Source organism: Inquilinus sp., from assembly GCF_057815775.1.
On record NZ_JBYRFX010000026.1, the window covers coordinates 1 to 16,092 of the forward strand.

Consider the following 16,092-nt stretch of genomic DNA (forward strand, 5'->3'; position numbering starts at 1 on the left):
CTGATGGACGAGCCGTTCTCCGCGCTCGACGTGCTGACCGCGGAAACGCTGCGCACCGACCTGATCGACCTGTGGATGGAAGGACGGCTGCCGATCAAGTCGATCCTGATGGTGACACACAACATCGAGGAGGCGATCCTGATGTGCGACCGCGTCCTGATCTTCTCGTCCAATCCCGGCCGGGTGGCGGCGGAGATCCGCATCGACCTGCCGCATCCGCGCAACCGGCTGGACCCCGAGTTCCGCCGGATGGTCGACGACATCTATGCCCGCATGACCAACCGCAGCACAGCCGGGCAAACCGGGCCGAAATCCACGGGCGGATTTCCCGGCACGGGCATCGGCATGGAGCTGCCGCATGTCTCGACCAACCTGATGTCGGGCCTGATGGAAGCGCTGGCGGCCGCCCCCTACAAGGGCCGGGCCGACCTGCCCGACTTGGCGGCGACGCTGCAGATGGAGGCGGACGAGCTGTTCCCGATCGCCGAGACGCTGCAGCTGTTGCGCTTCGCCGACATGGCCGATGGCGACATCCACCTGACCGAGCATGGCCGGGTGTTTGCCGAGTCCGACGTCGACCACCGCAAGCGGCTGTTCGCGGCGCATCTGCTGGCCCATGTGCCGATCGCCGCCCTGATCCGGCGGGTGCTGGACGAGCGGCCGAGCCACCGGGCCCCCCGGCTGCGCTTCTCCGAAGAACTCGAGGACTTCATGTCCGAGGACCGGGCCGAGGAGACGCTGCGGGCCGCGATCTCCTGGGGCCGCTATGCCGAACTGTTCGCCTATGACGGCGAGGCCAACCAGTTCAGCCTGGAAGATCCGACTTAGAGGAACCGCCCTTCTGTGCAACCGGCTAGATCGTTGACAGAATGCGCCGTGACAGATGGACGGCGGCGGCGGCCTCGGCTATCGACGGAACATGAATGCCGCGACGACCCTTATGTCAGGGACCACCATCGGGTCCCTGACATGACCAGCATCACGCCCGAGCTGCTGTTGCGGGCCTACGCCGCCGGGCTGTTCCCGATGGCGGAATCGGCCGACAGCGTGGAGTTGCACTGGTTCGACCCGCCGCGCCGCGGCGTGCTGCCGCTCGATGGCGTCCATGTGCCCCGCCGGCTGGCCCGCACCGTGAAGGCCGGCCGCTTCCGGGTCACGGCCAACGCGGATTTCGCCGGCGTCATCGCCGCCTGTGCCGCGCCGGCGCCCGACCGGCCGAGCACCTGGATCAATGACGAGATCGTCGCCCTCTACACCACGCTGCACCGCGGCGGCTTCGCCCACAGCGTCGAGTGCTGGGACGGCGACACGCTGGCCGGCGGGCTGTACGGCGTGGCGCTCGGCGCCGCCTTTTTCGGCGAGAGCATTTTCAGCCGCGCCACCGATGCCAGCAAGGTGGCGCTGATCCATCTGGTTGCCCGGCTGCGGGCCGCCGGCTTCGTCCTGCTCGACACCCAATTCGTCACCACCCATCTCGCTCGCTTCGGCACGACGGAGATCGATCGCGCCGTGTATCGCCGCCGCCTGGCCGCCGCCCTGGCGCTGCGGCCGGACTGGGTCGGCGCTGACCCGGCAGCCGAGCTGACAGACCTGCTCAAACGCGGAGCGGAGTCGCCATGAACGCCCCGGCCCTGGTCCGCCGGCCGGTTCCAGCCGGCCCGCCCGATGAGGCGCTGATCGGCTTCATCCAGGCGCACCCGGCGCCGCAGCTGCCGTTCGAGCCGCGCTGGGGCATGGCCCGGCTGGCCTCCGGCCCCGGCTGCATCATCGATCTCGCGGATGCCGACGGCAATCGCGTCGCCGTCGCCATGCTGGTCGACACCTGCAGCAACGCAGCCGACGCGGCGAGCCTGGTGCTGCTCGGCCTCGATCCGGACTGCGACCGGGCCACTTTGGCCCGGCGGCTGCTGCAGGAGGCCGAGGCGGCAATATCAGGCAGCCTGCGCCGCAGCCTGGAAGTCGAGGCCGTGGAATTGTTCCGAGGCTGGGATACCGAGCTGGAGGCCCGCGGCCACCGCCTGGCCTACCGGATGTATCTGATGCGCCGGCCGTTCGACGGCGCGCCGCCACCGGTGCCGCCGCTGCCCGACGGGCTGGCATGGGGCCAACCGACCGAGGCTACCATGCGCAGCCAGCACGATGCGGTCTGCCGCGCCATGGCCGCGGTTCCCGGTTCCAGCATCCCCGACTTCGACAGCTTCGCCGAACGGGCCCGGGGAATGGCGGCGCAGTGTGGGCTGATCCTGCAGGGTGACCGCGTCGCCGGCTTCCTGCGGGTGCATCCGCCCGAGCCGCCCGGCGGCGAAGGTGAGATCGGGCTGATCGGCCGCGACCCGGAATTCCGCGGCGGCCGGCTGGGCGACATCCTGGTGGCGGAGAGCCTGCGCCGGCTGCATGAGGCAGGCGCCGGCAGCGCGGCGCTGGATGTGGCGGCGGCGAACGACACGGCGCTGGCCCTGTACCGGCGCCACGGCTTCGCCGTCAGCGAGACCATCCCGGTCTACGCCAAGGCATTCGGACCGGGCCCGGTCGCATAGCCCTTTCCAAGGCCCCGGCGGGTGCCGAGAATGCCACCTTCGCAGCCGGAGTCGACTCGATGACCTTCGCGTATTGGATGGTGCTGGCGGCGATCATGCTGCCCTATCTCACCATCATGCCGGCCAAGTCGGCGGCGCGGATCGACAACCATGCCCCACGGCTGGGCATGGAGCGGATGACCGGCTGGCAGCAGCGCCTGGATTGGGCGCATCGCAATCATTTCGAGACGTTCCCGGCCTTCGCCGCGGCCGTCATCATCGCCCAGCTGGCGGCGGCGCCGCAGGGGCGGGTCGACCTGCTGGCCGGCCTGTTCGTCATGCTGCGCCTGGCCTATACCGGCGCCTATGCGGCTGATCTGCCCAGCCTGCGCTCCGGCCTGTGGACGCTCGGATTCCTCTGCGTCCTCGGCCTGTTCGCGGTGGCGGTGCTTTAGCTTACTGCTGGCGGCTGGCCGGGAGCGCCGGCGGGATGATCTTCATCTCCGGCAGCGGCAGCGGCGAGGCGTCCGGCACGTTGTCGTCGACCTCCTGGCTGGCGGAGGCCGCAGCCGGCGAGCTGTCGGTGCAGCTGACCACCCAGACGTCGTAGACCGGGTGATCCAGCGCCGAGACGCCGGGCGATGAGGCGAACATCCAGCCCGAGAACACCGTCACCGGCGGCTTGCCCGCATCCTTGGTCGGCGGCGTGTCGGTGATCTCGAGGAAGGCGGCGCTTTCCGGCGGATCTTCGGGCGGTGCCTTGCGGCAGGCCCGCACCGTGATGCTGAGCGTGCCGAACTGGATCTTGTCGCCGACCTTGGCTTCCAGCGGCTGGGTGCGCGCGGTGATCTTGTCGAGCCCGCGCAGCTCCGCGATCGGCTGGTTGATGGTGGCGGCCGCGTGGCCGGCGGCGGAGACCGCCACCGTGGCCAGGGCCGCCAGGACCGGAAGGACGGGGAAACGGCGCATGGTTCCGCTCATCAATTCCCCAGCATGCCCGCCGGCTTCTGCTGCGGCGCCTGGCCGCCGGCCCCGCCGCTGTTGCCCGCCTTGTCGCTGAGCTGGCCGATGTTGAAGATCACCTGGCCGAGCAGCTGCTCGAGGCTGGGGTTGGACTGGGTGTGGTCGATGGTATCGCCATCCTTCAGCCAGCCATTGGGGCTGTCCGGCTCGGCGCCAGGGCTGAGGGACAGGCTGCGGCCGCCGAGCAGCCCGTCGCTGCTGATCGCCGCGGCGGTGTCGGGCGACAGCTTGATCGCCGGGTCGATCGAGAGCTCGACATCGGCAAGGTAGCTCTTCGGGTTCAGCGTCACGCTGGTCACGGTGCCGACCTTGACACCGCCGATCCGCACATCGGTGCCGGTGCCGACGCCGTCGGCCTGGTCGAACTGCGCCTTCAGCTTGTAGCCGGACACGGAGTGGAGGTTGGCGCTGGTGTACGCAAACCCCAGGAACAGCAGGGCCACGGCCAAGACAACCGCACCCATCACCGTTTCGATGACGTTCCTGTGCATCTATCTATCCTTAGGCGTGTCCGGTCACGCCGGCGTCCAGGGCTCGTAGTCGCCGGTCGCCTTGGCACGGTGGCTGCCGCGCAGCGGATGGCCGGGCGGCAGGTAGGCGTGCTCGGTCCCGGTCGCGTTGGCTTCCGGCGGCTGCTGCCAGGCGCGGCGGAACGGGCTGATCTCGCCCGGCGGCTCCTGAAAGGTGTGGTGCAGCCAGCCATGCCATTCCGGCGGCACGCGGCTCGCATCCGAGGTGCCACCGTCGAACACCACCCAGCGCCGCTCGCGCCCGTTCGCCGGCATCTTGCGGCTGCGGAAATAGCGATTCCCCAGCGCGTCGGTGCCGACGAGGGAGCCCCGCCGCCAGGTGACGAAGTTGAGATAGGCGCGCAGCCCGAATTCGCTCAGATCGAAGGCCATGGATCCGTGGACACACCGTGTGACGGCCCCTGGCCGCCGAATGGCGCGGACTATGGCATCGTCGGTCGTGCCCGTCCAGTGTACCCGCCGCCGCGGGCCTGGGCATTTTCAAGGCGAGGGCGCGGCCGGCCGCGGAACCGGCGCCGGACGCCGCGGATCGGTCGCTGCCAGCGCGATGCCGGCGGCGACGGTGCCGAGGCCCAGCAGCAGCGGCCAGCCCACCGGCTCGCCCAGCAGCGCGGCGCCGAGCAGCGCCGCCACCACCGGGTTGACCGCGACCGAGATCGACACCCGCGTCGGCGTTGTCCGGCCGAGGGCGAAGGACCACAGGAAGAAGGTGACGGCGGAACCGACGATGCCGAGATAGAGCACCACCGCCCAGCCCGCGGCATCGAAGGACGGCAGTGCCGGCGGCCGGGTCAGCAGCAGCACCGCCAGCAGGCCGCAGCCGCCCGCCGCCATGCCGAGCGCGGTGAAGGACAGGGCGGCCGAGCGCCCGACATAGGGGCGCGACCACACATTGTATAAGGCACTGCACCCGGCGGCCCCGACCATCAGCAGGTCGCCGCGCCAGGCCTGCGGCGGCGCATCGGCCAGCCCGGCCGCCAAAGCCGTCGCGACGCCGGCCATGGCCAGCAGCACGCCGGCGGTCTTGCGCAGGGTCAGGCGTTCGACCCCGAGCGCGGCGCCGGCCGCCAGGGTCAGCAGCGGCTGGGTCGACAGGGCCAGCGCCCCGCGCGCCGCGGTGGTGTGGCCGAGCGAGGCGTTGAACAGGAACGGGAAGGCGGCGAAGAACAGCAGGCCCAGCAGCATCACTGCCGGCACATCCCGCCGTGGCGGCCAGGGCACTCGCAACGCCAGCACCACCGGCACCAGCAGGACGCAGCCGATGCCGAAGCGGAAGACTCCGAGCGTCGCCGGATCTGTGGCGCCGATGATGAAACGCGTCGCCACCACCGAGCTGCCGCCCAGCGTGCTCGACAGCAACGCCGCCATCACCCCTTGCATATCCCGCCCCATCGCCGCCCCTCCCGTCATGCAGAAGCATGATAGGAACCGCCATCGACTTCACGGAAACGCATAACTGTGATCTGCTTCATCACAGATTTTGATGAAGGCCGATATGCTCGATCCGGATCTGCTGCGCGCCTTCGTCGCCGTCGCCGACCACGGCTCCTTCACCCGCGGCGCCGCGGCGCTGAACCGGACCCAGTCGGCGATCAGCATGCAGATCCAGCGGCTGGAGGCGGCGATCGGCGCGCCGGTGCTGGACCGCAGCCGCCGCGGCCTGCGGCTGACCCCGGCCGGCGAGGTGCTGTTAGGCTATGCCCGCCGCATCCTGGCCGTGTCGGCCGAGGCGGTCGGCCGGCTGCGCGACATGCAGGTCGAAGGCATCGTCCGGCTGGGGGTGATGGAGGATTACGGCACCCGCCTGGTGCCGCCGTTGCTGGCCGGCTTCGCCGCCGCCCACCCTCACATCCAGGTCGAAATGGTGACGGGGCTGACCGGGCCGATGCTGCTGCGGCTGGGCGAACGCTTCGACCTGGTGCTGGCGATGCATGCGGCGGGCGATGGCGGCGGCACCTTCCTGCGGCGCGAACGGGCGGTGTGGGCCGCCGGCCGGGCCCTGGCCACTGACGAGCGCAGCCCACTGCCCCTCGCCTTGTATCCGCAAGGCTGCCTGTTCCGGGCCTGGGCGATGGCGGCGCTGGACGAAGCCGGCCAGCCCTGGCGCCTGGCCTTCGTCAGCCACAGCCTGGCGGCAGTCACCGCGATAGCGGCGCAGGGCCTGGCCGTCACCGTGGTCAAGGCCGGGCTGTTCCCGGCGGAGCTGCGCCCGCTGAGCGACCGCGACGGGCTGCCGCCGCTGCCGGAGGCGGATATCCGCCTGCACCGCACCCCTGGCCTGGCGCCGGCCGGTGCCCTGCTGGGCCGCCATCTGGCCGAAGGCCTGATGCTACCGGAGCTTGCTACAGCGACATAGTATTCCCGCTTACTTTATCGGCAGCCTCATTGCTTTGCACCACCTGCCCAATTGTTTTGCACTGCACCAAAGCCCGACCGAGCCTGATTGCGGCGGAATTGCGACGAATTCCGCCAACCAAGGCAGAAGCTGGGCGGAGGGGGCGCTTAAATGTCAGGCATTGCATCACCTGCATTGCTGCGGTGCGATAGGCAGGGGTACAAGCATGGCTAAGGTAAGCGCATATATCGGCTCGTGCAGTGACACACACCGCACGCCGCGCCGCGAACATCGCAAGACGCGGCACGAATTGAAGGAATGCCGAAATGAACACCCTGCTCAACAAGATCTCTGCCGCCTGGGAACGTCGCCGCGCCTATGCCGCTCTGATGCAGCTCGATGACCGCCTGCTTGCCGACATCGGCATGAACCGCGGCACCATCATGGAGCGCCTGAGCCGTGCCGCCCGCGACACCAACATCGGCCACGCCGACGTTTCTTCGCTGCTTCGCCCGGCCACCGTTGGCGCCGCCGCGAACGAAGATTCGGTCATCCGCCGCGCTGCGTGATCGGATCGACCGGAGGCGCCCTGTCCGACTCCTCCCCCGGACAAGGGTCGCGAAAACCCCGCCGAGCGTAAGCCGGCGGGGTTTTCTTTTGTCTGAGCGGCTGCCGATTACTCCGCGGCAGGATCGCCCTGGATCGCCGCCAGGCTCGGCAGCCGCGATCGCGGCAGCGGCGGCACCTGGCGCGGCGGATGGGGCACCTGCACATTGGGCGAGATCACGTCGAAGGCCTGCCGCGCCGTCTCGATCGTCGGCCGATGCGTCGTGGCCCAGGCGAACAGCGTCTTGAGCGGGTCGATCAGCGTCCGGCCCATATCGGTCAGGTCGTAATCCACGCGCGGCGGAATCGTCGGGAACACGGTGCGCGTCACCAGCCCGTCCCGCTCCAGCCCCCGCAGCGTCAGGGTCAGCATCCGCTGCGAGATGCTGCCGATGGTGCGGCGCAATTCGTTGAAGCGCATCGGCTTGTCCGACAGCAGCCCCACCACCATGACAGTCCATTTGTCGCCGATCCGGGCCAGCACGTCGCTGATCGCCCGGCAGTCGGCATGACCATCCGTGTGACTGGGTTCCAAAAATGTGCCTCCTTGCGGGGATCCGGCGCAGTCATCAATTGTGCGTCAGTCACAAAATGTGACTGACCCGGGGCCAGATCAACCCCGGGACTGATCCGATCGGCCGGCCGGCTTCCATCGAACACCCCGATTCCTTCGCAACAAGGACCTGTTCCCGATGAGCCGCATCCTGTTCGTCACCTCCAGCCCGCGCGGCGCCGCGTCGCTGTCGACCAAGGTCGCCACCGCCCTGGTCGACCGGCTGCAGTCCCAGTCATCCGGCGCCACGGTCACCCGCCGCGACCTGGCCGCCTCGGCCCTGCCGCATATCGGTGAGGATTTCCTGGCCGCCCAGGCATTGCCGGCCGAAGGCCGCAGCCCGGCGCAGCAGGCCGCGATCGCCCTGTCCGACACACTGCTGCAGGAGGTGTTTGCCGCCGACACCATCGTCATCGCCTCGGCGATGATCAATTTCGGCCTCGCCTCCACCCTCAAGAGCTGGTTCGACTACCTGCTGCGGGCCGGCGTCGCCTTCCGCTATGACGAGACCGGCGTGCATGGCCTGATCACCGGCAAGAAGGTGTATCTGGTCGAGGCGCGCGGCGGCGTCTATTCGGACGGGCCGAGCAAGCCGTTCGACTTCCAGGAGCCCTATCTGAAGCACCTGTTCAGCTTCGTCGGGCTGACCGATATCGAGACCATCGCGGTCGAAGGCGTCGCCTATGGCCCCGATGTCGCCGAAAAGGCCGTCGCCGGCGCCCTGGCCCGCGTCTCCGCCCTCGCCGCCTGAGCCATCGGCCGGCGCCGTATGATTGAGCCGGCGGCGCCGGCCGTGCCATCATCGTCGCCGTGGCCAGCCCACCGCCCGCCCGGAGACCGCGACATGACCGACACCCGCCTGCCGACCCTGTTCATCCCGCATGGCGGCGGCCCCTGGCCGTTCATGCCGGCAGGCTTCGGGCCTGCGGATCTGTGGGACCGACTGGGCGTCCATCTGCGCGGCCTCGATGCCGAACTCGGCATCCGGCCCAAGGCGGTGCTGGTGATCTCGGGCCATTGGGAGGAGGCGCGGCCGACCGTGCATGTCGGCGACGCCCCGCCCCTGCTGTTCGACTATTACGGCTTTCCCGACCACACCTACCGCCTGGAATATCCGGCGCCGGGATCGCCGGATCTGGCGGCGCGCGCGGCCGGGTTGCTGCAAGCGGCCGGCATCGACACCGGGACCGAGGCGGCGCGCGGCTACGACCACGGCGTCTTCATACCCTTCATGCTGATCTATCCCGGCGCCGACGTGCCGATCATGCAGTTGTCGCTGCAGCAGGATCTCGACCCTGCGGCGCATCTCGCCATCGGCCGGGCCCTGGCGCCGCTGCGTGACGAGGGCGTGCTGATCGTCGGCAGCGGCATGAGCTTCCACAATCTGCGGATGTTCCGGTCGACCGACCCCGATTTCGATTCGACGACCGAGCGGTTCGACGCCTGGCTCAGCGCGGCGGTCGAGGCCGCGGACCCGGCCGAGCGTGACCGGGCGCTGGCGAGCTGGGCCGCGGCGCCCGGTGCCCTGGAGTGCCATCCGCGCAGCGAGCATCTGGTGCCGCTGTTCGTCGCCGCCGGCGCCGCCGGCGCCGATCGCGGCCAGCGCATCTACAACGACCGGATCAACGGCAAGGCGGTGTCCGGCTTCCGCTTCGGCTGAACTGGCACCCCGCGCCTCGAACAAGGGCGCCGGCGATGCAGGGGGCACGCAGCAGGTGCCCGGCAACACAGGGGCCGACGGCCGTGCCTAAGGCCCTACACTGCCCGCCTTCTTGCGGGTGGCCCCGGACCGGGCGCTGCCTTCTTCCGTTATCGCGGAGACAACATATGGAATACCGTCAGCTCGGCGGATCCGGCCTCAAGGTGCCGGTGCTCAGCCTGGGGACCGCCACCTTCGGCGGCACCACCGAATTCTTCAACCGCTGGGGCAACACCGACGTCGCCCAGGCCGGCCGCCTGGTTGATCTGTGCCTGGAGGCCGGCGTCAATTTCTTCGACACTGCCAATGTCTATGACGCCGGCGTGTCGGAGGAGATCCTCGGCCAGGCCCTGAAGGGCCGCCGCGACCAGGCCCTGATCTCGACCAAGGCGACCTTTCCGATGGGTTCCGGCCCGAACGACATGGGATCGTCGCGCTACCACCTGATTCGGTCCTGCGAGGCCAGCCTGAAGCGGCTCGGCACCGACCACATCGACCTCTATTTCATGCACGGCTTCGACGCGATCGCGCCGGTCGACGAGACGCTGCGCGCGCTCGACGACCTGACCCGCAGCGGCAAGATCGGCTATATCGGCGCCTCCAACTTCTCCGGCTGGCACCTGATGAAGGCGCTGGCGACGTCGGAGAAATACGGCCTCGCCCGCTATGTCGCTTATCAGGGCTATTACTCGCTGATCGGCCGCGACTATGAGTGGGAGCTGATGCCGCTGGGCGTCGACCAGAAGGTCGGGCTGATGGTGTGGAGCCCGCTGGGCTGGGGCCGCCTGACCGGCAAGATCCGGCGCGGCCAGCCTGCCGCCGGGGGCCGCATCGGGTCAGGCGGCAGCGTTGGCGGCCCACCGGTCGATGACGAATACCTCTACACCGTGGTCGACGCACTCGACATCGTCGCCAAGGACACCGGCAAGACCATCCCGCAGGTGGCGCTGAACTGGCTGCTACAGCGGCCGACCGTGGCCAACATCGTCATCGGCGCCCGCAACGAAGAACAGCTGAAGCAGAATCTCGGCGCCGTCGGCTGGAACTTGACGCCGGAGCAGGTCGCGCTGCTGGACGACGCCAGCCACCGCACGCCGGCCTATCCTTACTGGCACCAGATCGACTTCGAAGAGCGCAACCCGAAGCCGACGGCCTGGACGAAGAAGGAGGGGTAGGACCGAGGTTCTACTCTTCTGATCCCGACTTTTTCACTCTCCCCTCCCCTTGCGGGAGGGGAGAGTGAAAAGGATGCGGGCGGAGCTATGACCGCCAGCCCCTACGACACCGCGGTCAGCTTCGGCTTTCCGGCAGCGGTGCCGAACTCGCCGGGATGCAGCTCGTGCGCGCCGGCCTTTTCGGCATCCGCTCCGATGCCGAGCGCCGGGAACAGCAGCTCCGCGACATTGTAGGCTTCCTCGAGATGCGGGTAGCCCGAGGCGATGATCGTCTCGATGCCCAGCGCCTGGTATTCGCGCAGGCGCGCCGCCACGGTCTCGGGATCGCCGACCAGGGCGGTGCCGGCGCCGCGGCGCACCAGCCCGATACCAGCCCACAGATTGGGCCCGACCAGCAGCTTGTCGCGGCGGCCGCCATGCAGCGCCGTCATCCGCTGCTGCCCCACGGAATCGGAGCCATCCGCCAGCTTCTTCTGGGCCTCGGCGATGGCATCGTCGGAGACGTCGCGGATCAGCCGCTCGGCGACGCGCCAGGCCTCGTCCTCCGTCTCGCGCACGATCAGGTGGATGCGCATGCCAAAGCGCAGGGTGCGGCCGCGGGCCGCCGCGCGCGCCTTGGCGGCCTCGATCTTCCCGGCCACCTGCTCCAGCGGCTCACCCCAGGTCAGGTAGGTGTCGACCTGGTCGGCGGCGAGGTCGAGCGCCGCGTCTGAGGAGCCACCGAACCACAGCGGCGGGTGCGGGCGCTGCACCGGCGGGAAGGACAGCTTGCCGCCCTTCACCTTGAGGAAGTCGCCCTCGAAATCGACCGTGTCGCCCGCCAGTAGGCGGCGCCAGATTGTCAGGAACTCCGCTGCCTGGGCATAGCGCGTGTCATGGTCGAGGAAGACGCCGTCGCCGGCCAGCTCCGCCGGGTCGCCGCCGACCACGACGTTGAGCAGCAGCCGGCCCTGGCTGATGCGGTCGAGCGCCGCGGCCTGGCGGGCGAAGAAGGCGGGCGTCGCCACGCCGGGGCGCAGCGCCACCAGGAAGCGCAGGCGTTCGGTGGCGGTGGCCAGCGCCGTGGCGGTGATCCAGGCATCCTCGCAGCCGCGCCCGGTCGGCAGCAGCACGCCCGTGAAGCCGAGCCGGTCGACCGCTGTCGCGATCTCGCGCAGATAGCGGAAATCGGCCGGCCGGTGCCGGTCCTGGGTGCCGAGATAGGGGCCGTCGCCGCTGGTCGGGATGAACCAGAACAGGTCGAGCGGCTTCTGGGAATCGGACATGGGCGGCGTCCCGGTGATGGAGAGAGGCGGCACGCTCAAGCGGCCGGGGTCCAGACGATGTCCCGCACCACGATCGGCGCCGGGATCAGGCCTAGGGCGGCGAAGCGGTCGGCGATCTTCTGCTGCTGGGTCACGATCACATCGGTCAGCGGCCCCAGGCGGAACGAGGAGCGGTCGACCGAGCGCTGCTCCGCCGCCAGGCTGATGCCGGTCTCGTCGGCGAACAGCTTGGCAACATCGTCATGATGCGCATCGGCCCAGACGCCGACCCGGTCCAGCTCCGCCACCAGGTCGCGCAGCGTGGCGGAGTGGTCGGTGGCGAAGCCCTTGCTGGCGAGGAAGTAGGAGTTCTGCGGCTCGACATCGGCGGAGGTGGCGATGACGCGGGCGGATTCTTCCAGCTCGGCAATGGCGAAATACGGGTCCCAGATCGCCCAGGCGTCCAAGCTGCCGCCGGCGAAGGCCGCGCGGGCATCCGCCGGGGCCAGGTAGATCGGGTGATGTCCTGCCAACCAAGCCCCGCCTTCTGCAGCGCCGCAACCAGGAAGTTGTGGGCGCTGGAGCCCTTGCCGACGGCGATCCGCGCGCCCTTGAGATCGGCCACGGTCCGCGCGGTGGAGGTCTTCGGCACCACCAGCCCCTGCCCAGATCCGGCGGCCGGCGAGGCCGCGGCATAGACCAGATCGGCCTGCGCCGCCTGGGCGAAGATCGGCGGCGTGTCGCCGGTGGCCCCGAAATCGATACTGCCGGCATTCAACGCCTCCAGCAGCAGCGGGCCGAAGGCAAATTCGATCCACTGCACATCGACGCCATCAGCAGCGAAATGCTCCTCCAGCGACTTGCGGGTCTTGGCGACCAGCAGGATGCCGTTCTTCTGGTAGCCGATGCGAAGAGCCTTCGGCGCCTCCTCCGCCCGAACCGGCCGGCCGGCGATCAGGGGCGCAGCAGCCGCGATGGCCAGGGTGGTCGACAGCAGGGTACGGCGCGAAAGCATGTCCAATTCTCCGGAAAGACGGCCAAGTCAGGCCCGACGATCCGGCGCCCAGCCGTAATCTCTCCATCCAACTCGGAATACGTCAACATAAATCTCATATCTCGATGTTGAATTATAAATTATATAACATTATTATTATGTTTTATTTCTGAGCCGGCTGGCGGTCAAAGCGCCGTGTCGATTGGCTGTGGCCGGCCGACGGCGAAGCCCTGGGCCTGGTCGATGCCCATCGCCCGCACGATCTCCAGCGTCTCCTCATCCTCGACATGCTCGGCGATGGTGATGGCGCCGAGCCGGTGGCCGATCGCGTTGATCGATTCGACGATCGCCCGGTCGACCGCGCTTCCCACCACCTGGCGGATGAAGCCGCCATCGATCTTCAGCCCGTCGACCGGGAACTGCCGGAGATAGCTGAAGGAGCTGAGGCCAGTGCCGAAATCGTCGAGCACGACGCGGCAGCCGGCGCCGCGCGCCCGCGACACGAACTGGCCGGCAGCGCCCAGGTTGTTGATCATCGCCGTCTCGGTGATCTCAAGGTGCAGCCGGCCCGGGTTGAGACCGGACACGAACAGCTCCTCCTTCAGGAACGGCCACAGGAACGGGTCGTTCAGGGAATTGGCTGACAGGTTGATGCCGATCGACAGGTCCAGCGCGGCGCGCAGATGTGGGCCGTGGTCGCGCAGCGTGGTGCGGATCACCCAGCGGTCGATGCTGCCCATCAGATCGTAGCGTTCGGAGGCCGGGATGAAATCCGCCGGCTCGACGATACCGCCATTGTCGTCCTGCATGCGCAGCAGGATCTCGAAATGGCGCATCGGCTCCGCCTGCGGCCGCAGACTGCGGATCTCCTGCGCGTACAGGCGGAAGCGCTTGGTCTCGATCGCGTTGCGGATGCCGGCCGCGACCTGGATCTCGCGATGATGCCGGCGGGCCGCGCTGCCGTCGCCGCCATAGATCGACACCCGGCTGCGCCCCGCCGTCTTGGCGGTGTAGCAGGCGACGTCGGCCTGGCTCATCAGCTCGTCCGGCCGCCCGGCATCGGCGGCAACCACGGTCAGCCCGACGCTGGCGCCGATATGATAGGCCTTGTCGTCCCACAGGAAGCGCAAGCCCGCCACGGCGCGGATCAGCTGGCGTGCGATGGTGACGCCGTCGCCGATGGTGCAGTCGTGCAGCAGCAGGGCGAATTCGTCGCCGCCGAGCCGGGCGACCAGGTCCTCGGCCCGGCAGCGGCGGCGCAGCAGGTTGGCGACGTCGCGCAGCAGCGCATCGCCGGCGGCATGGCCGGCACCGTCATTGACGATCTTGAAGCGGTCGAGATCGATGTAGCACAGCACCTGTTCACGGCCGCCGCGCCGAACCTGGCCGACAGCCTCGCGCAGCCCGTGTTCGAAGGCCATGCGGTTGGGCAGGCCGGTCAGGCTGTCATGGCTGGCGGAATGCACCAGCGCCTGCTGCAGCACCCGGTCCTTGGTCACGTCCTGGAACACCAGCACTGCGCCGATGATCTCCCCTGAGGCGGTGCGGACCGGCGCCGCCGAATCCCGCACGCTGCGGCGTTCGCTGCCACGGCCCAGCAGGATGGCGCCGTCGCTGAGATACAGCGGCTCCATCCGCTCCAGGCACACCCCGACCGGATCCGGAATCGGATCGCCGGCGGCCTCGTCGACCAGCCGGAAGATCTCGGTCACCGGCCGGCCCATCGCCTCGGCGGCCGGCCACCCCGTCATCTGCTCAGCCACCGGGTTCATGAAGCTGATCCGGGCCTGGGCGTCGGTGGAGATCACCGCATCGCCGATCGAATGCAGGGTGATGCGCAGCCGCTCCTTCTCCTCGAACAGCGCCTCGGCCAGATCCATATGGTCGGTGATGTCCCAGTTCATGCCGATGGCCCGGACCGGGCTGCCATCCGGGTGGCGGATCACCCGGGCCAGGGAGCGGATGTGGCGGATCCCACCCGAACGCGGCAACCGGATCCGGAAATCGATGCTGAAGACGGAGGTTTCCCGGATCGCGGCCTCGTTCTCGCGCAGCACCTTGTCCAGGTCGTCGGGATGCACGAAGCCGAGCCACATCTCCAGGCTGCCGTCGAACTGTCCCGGCGGCACATCGTACAGCTCGTACATCCGGCCGTCCCAGCTGTACCGGCCGGTGGCGAAATCGAGATCGAAGATACCGATGCGGCCGACCTCCATCGCCAGCTGCAGCCGTTCGTTAAGGCCGGCGAGCCGGGCCGCCGCCTGCTTCTGCTCGGTGATGTCGAGATTGATGCCGATGCCCCGGCGGGCCGTGCCGTCCGCGGCCCGCTGCACATGGGCGACGGAATAGATGTGCCGGATCTCGCCTGTCGTTCGGCGAATGCGGAACTCGCCTTCATAGGAAGAGGTCTCCGTCAGGGCGCGCTGCCACTCCGCCGCGACCGTCCCGACATCGTCGGGGTGGATCATGGCGAAAGCCTCGTCCAGCGTGCCGCCATAGGCGCCGGGCGCGACCCCGGCCCGCATGCCGGTCTCGCCGAAACCGTAGATCTCGTGCATCTCGGCATTGAGATTGTACAGGCCGGTGGAGAGGTCGAGATCCCACACCCCGATCCGGCCGGCCTTGACCGCGAGTTCGAGTCGCTCGCTGACATTGGCGAACTGCTCTTCGATCTCCTTTTGCCGGGTGATGTCGGTGTTGGTGCCGATCATCCGGGTCGGCCGTCCGTCCGCCGCCCGCTCCACCACCTAGCCGCGGGCCAGGATCCAGACCCAGCGCCCGTCCTGGTGCCGCAGGCGGTAATCCATGTCGTAGATCAGCTCGCCGCCTTCGACCAGCCGCTCGAAAGTCTGCAGCACCCGATCGACATCGTCCGGGTGCAACCGGCTGCGCCACCAGGCATCACCGGCCTCGTCGATCTCGGCCTCGGGGAAGCCGAGCATCGCCGTGCATTGGCGGGAGCGCCAGATCCGGCCGGTGGCCAGGTTCCAGTCCCAGATCCCCTGGCCGGCGCTGGCGACGGCGACGTTCCAGCGCAGCTCGCTGGCGGTCAGGTCCGCCTCGGCCTGCTTCTGCGGGCCGATGCCGACGATCTGGTAGATGTAGAGGTCGCCGGCCGCGTCGGGCAGGACGGAGACATTGGCCATGCCCCAGAACGTGCCGCCATCCTTGCGGACGTAGCGCCGCTCCGCCCGGGCGGTTTCGATTTCGCCCTGCTGCAGCGCCACGAAGGCCTGCAGCACCGCCTCCCGGTCGTCGGGGTGGACGATATCGCCGACGGTGCGGCCGATGCACTCCGCCGGCGTATAGCCGAACATCGCGCAGAAGGCGGCGTTGACCTGGCGGCACCGCCCGTCCGGCCCGGCGATCGCCATGCTGATCGGGGCGCTGTCGAGGATCCGGCGGAACAGGTCGTCC

18 protein-coding genes and 1 pseudogene are annotated in these 16,092 nt (G+C 69.0%); 9 read left to right on the forward strand and 10 right to left on the reverse strand.

The genetic code is table 11. The annotated features are described in order from the left end of the window. The 4 genes from AC3XYG_RS00970 to AC3XYG_RS00985 form a co-directional block, all read left to right on the forward strand. Positions 1–828: ABC transporter ATP-binding protein (locus tag AC3XYG_RS00970; protein ID WP_489137941.1), on the forward strand; the 828-nt coding region annotated here is incomplete at its 5' end. Positions 829–969: 141 nt separating this feature from the next. Beyond that, complete coding sequence (gene aat / locus AC3XYG_RS00975) at positions 970–1,620, forward strand: leucyl/phenylalanyl-tRNA--protein transferase (RefSeq protein ID WP_489137942.1); 651 nt, start codon at positions 970–972, stop codon at positions 1,618–1,620. Beyond that, positions 1,617–2,537 (forward strand): GNAT family N-acetyltransferase, encoded by a 921-nt coding sequence (locus AC3XYG_RS00980; RefSeq protein WP_489137943.1) that lies wholly within the window; start codon positions 1,617–1,619, stop codon positions 2,535–2,537. Before aat ends, AC3XYG_RS00980 begins: the two co-directional genes overlap by 4 nt. A gap of 59 nt (positions 2,538–2,596) precedes the next feature. Continuing rightward, a complete protein-coding gene (locus AC3XYG_RS00985) occupies positions 2,597–2,971 on the forward strand; it encodes an MAPEG family protein (RefSeq protein ID WP_489137944.1) in 375 nt (124 codons plus the stop codon). 1 nt (position 2,972) lies between these two features. Here the strand turns inward: AC3XYG_RS00985 and AC3XYG_RS00990 are convergent, their stop codons facing one another. The 4 genes from AC3XYG_RS00990 to AC3XYG_RS01005 form a co-directional block, all read right to left on the reverse strand. Next, complete coding sequence (locus AC3XYG_RS00990; protein WP_489137945.1) at positions 2,973–3,485, reverse strand: DUF2155 domain-containing protein; 513 nt, start codon at positions 3,483–3,485, stop codon at positions 2,973–2,975. 11 nt (positions 3,486–3,496) lie between these two features. Continuing rightward, complete coding sequence (mlaD, locus tag AC3XYG_RS00995; RefSeq protein WP_489137946.1) at positions 3,497–4,030, reverse strand: outer membrane lipid asymmetry maintenance protein MlaD; 534 nt, start codon at positions 4,028–4,030, stop codon at positions 3,497–3,499. 24 nt (positions 4,031–4,054) lie between these two features. Continuing rightward, positions 4,055–4,441, reverse strand: a complete 387-nt coding sequence (locus AC3XYG_RS01000) for an NADH:ubiquinone oxidoreductase subunit NDUFA12 (protein ID WP_489137947.1) — start codon at positions 4,439–4,441, stop codon at positions 4,055–4,057. A gap of 108 nt (positions 4,442–4,549) precedes the next feature. Further along, positions 4,550–5,461, reverse strand: a complete 912-nt coding sequence (locus AC3XYG_RS01005) for a DMT family transporter (protein WP_489137948.1) — start codon at positions 5,459–5,461, stop codon at positions 4,550–4,552. A 103-nt stretch (positions 5,462–5,564) separates the two neighbouring features. Here AC3XYG_RS01005 and AC3XYG_RS01010 point away from each other — a divergent pair, with 103 nt between their 5' ends. Continuing rightward, entirely contained in the window at positions 5,565–6,425 is an 861-nt protein-coding gene (locus tag AC3XYG_RS01010; protein ID WP_489137949.1) for a LysR family transcriptional regulator, read from the forward strand. Positions 6,426–6,730: 305 nt separating this feature from the next. Further along, entirely contained in the window at positions 6,731–6,973 is a 243-nt protein-coding gene (locus tag AC3XYG_RS01015; protein WP_489137950.1) for a DUF1127 domain-containing protein, read from the forward strand. A 107-nt stretch (positions 6,974–7,080) separates the two neighbouring features. On the opposite strand, the gene AC3XYG_RS01020 is transcribed toward AC3XYG_RS01015, so the two are convergent. Continuing rightward, positions 7,081–7,545, reverse strand: a complete 465-nt coding sequence (locus AC3XYG_RS01020; protein WP_489137951.1) for a winged helix-turn-helix transcriptional regulator — start codon at positions 7,543–7,545, stop codon at positions 7,081–7,083. Between the two features lie 157 nt (positions 7,546–7,702). Between AC3XYG_RS01020 and AC3XYG_RS01025 the strand changes: the two genes are divergently transcribed. From AC3XYG_RS01025 to AC3XYG_RS01035, 3 genes are all read left to right on the forward strand, one after another. After that, on the forward strand, positions 7,703–8,314 hold the full coding sequence (locus AC3XYG_RS01025; protein WP_489137952.1) for an FMN-dependent NADH-azoreductase: 612 nt from the start codon (positions 7,703–7,705) through the stop codon (positions 8,312–8,314). A gap of 93 nt (positions 8,315–8,407) precedes the next feature. After that, positions 8,408–9,223, forward strand: coding sequence for a DODA-type extradiol aromatic ring-opening family dioxygenase (locus tag AC3XYG_RS01030; RefSeq protein WP_489137953.1), 816 nt, complete (start codon positions 8,408–8,410; stop codon positions 9,221–9,223). 167 nt (positions 9,224–9,390) lie between these two features. Then, entirely contained in the window at positions 9,391–10,437 is a 1,047-nt protein-coding gene (locus tag AC3XYG_RS01035) for an aldo/keto reductase (protein WP_489137954.1), read from the forward strand. Between the two features lie 101 nt (positions 10,438–10,538). Here the strand turns inward: AC3XYG_RS01035 and ssuD are convergent, their stop codons facing one another. From ssuD to AC3XYG_RS01060, 5 genes and pseudogenes are all read right to left on the reverse strand, one after another. Further along, complete coding sequence (gene ssuD / locus AC3XYG_RS01040) at positions 10,539–11,702, reverse strand: FMNH2-dependent alkanesulfonate monooxygenase (RefSeq protein ID WP_489137955.1); 1,164 nt, start codon at positions 11,700–11,702, stop codon at positions 10,539–10,541. Between the two features lie 35 nt (positions 11,703–11,737). Continuing rightward, positions 11,738–12,214, reverse strand: coding sequence for a type 2 periplasmic-binding domain-containing protein (locus AC3XYG_RS01045; protein ID WP_489137958.1), 477 nt, complete (start codon positions 12,212–12,214; stop codon positions 11,738–11,740). A gap of 44 nt (positions 12,215–12,258) precedes the next feature. After that, positions 12,259–12,696, reverse strand: a pseudogene (locus AC3XYG_RS01050) (ABC transporter substrate-binding protein); the annotation flags it as partial. Positions 12,697–12,860: 164 nt separating this feature from the next. After that, entirely contained in the window at positions 12,861–15,386 is a 2,526-nt protein-coding gene (locus AC3XYG_RS01055; RefSeq protein WP_489137956.1) for a bifunctional diguanylate cyclase/phosphodiesterase, read from the reverse strand. Positions 15,387–15,422: 36 nt separating this feature from the next. Beyond that, positions 15,423–16,092, reverse strand: a 670-nt coding sequence (locus AC3XYG_RS01060) for a PAS domain-containing protein (protein WP_489137957.1), incomplete at its 5' end; no start/stop codon positions are given.

What these genes read in the sequence shown, in the direction of transcription:
- aat (WP_489137942.1), top strand. Translation starts at nt 970, where the DNA reads ATGACCAGCATCACGCCCGAGCTGCTGTTGCGGGCCTACGCCGCCGGG.
- AC3XYG_RS00980 (WP_489137943.1), top strand. Translation starts at nt 1,617, where the DNA reads ATGAACGCCCCGGCCCTGGTCCGCCGGCCGGTTCCAGCCGGCCCGCCC.
- AC3XYG_RS00985 (WP_489137944.1), top strand. Translation starts at nt 2,597, where the DNA reads ATGACCTTCGCGTATTGGATGGTGCTGGCGGCGATCATGCTGCCCTAT.
- AC3XYG_RS00990 (WP_489137945.1), bottom strand. Translation starts at nt 3,485, where the DNA reads ATGCGCCGTTTCCCCGTCCTTCCGGTCCTGGCGGCCCTGGCCACGGTG.
- mlaD (WP_489137946.1), bottom strand. Translation starts at nt 4,030, where the DNA reads ATGCACAGGAACGTCATCGAAACGGTGATGGGTGCGGTTGTCTTGGCC.
- AC3XYG_RS01000 (WP_489137947.1), bottom strand. Translation starts at nt 4,441, where the DNA reads ATGGCCTTCGATCTGAGCGAATTCGGGCTGCGCGCCTATCTCAACTTC.
- AC3XYG_RS01005 (WP_489137948.1), bottom strand. Translation starts at nt 5,461, where the DNA reads ATGGGGCGGGATATGCAAGGGGTGATGGCGGCGTTGCTGTCGAGCACG.
- AC3XYG_RS01010 (WP_489137949.1), top strand. Translation starts at nt 5,565, where the DNA reads ATGCTCGATCCGGATCTGCTGCGCGCCTTCGTCGCCGTCGCCGACCAC.
- AC3XYG_RS01015 (WP_489137950.1), top strand. Translation starts at nt 6,731, where the DNA reads ATGAACACCCTGCTCAACAAGATCTCTGCCGCCTGGGAACGTCGCCGC.
- AC3XYG_RS01025 (WP_489137952.1), top strand. Translation starts at nt 7,703, where the DNA reads ATGAGCCGCATCCTGTTCGTCACCTCCAGCCCGCGCGGCGCCGCGTCG.
- AC3XYG_RS01030 (WP_489137953.1), top strand. Translation starts at nt 8,408, where the DNA reads ATGACCGACACCCGCCTGCCGACCCTGTTCATCCCGCATGGCGGCGGC.
- AC3XYG_RS01035 (WP_489137954.1), top strand. Translation starts at nt 9,391, where the DNA reads ATGGAATACCGTCAGCTCGGCGGATCCGGCCTCAAGGTGCCGGTGCTC.
- ssuD (WP_489137955.1), bottom strand. Translation starts at nt 11,702, where the DNA reads ATGTCCGATTCCCAGAAGCCGCTCGACCTGTTCTGGTTCATCCCGACC.
- AC3XYG_RS01055 (WP_489137956.1), bottom strand. Translation starts at nt 15,386, where the DNA reads ATGATCGGCACCAACACCGACATCACCCGGCAAAAGGAGATCGAAGAG.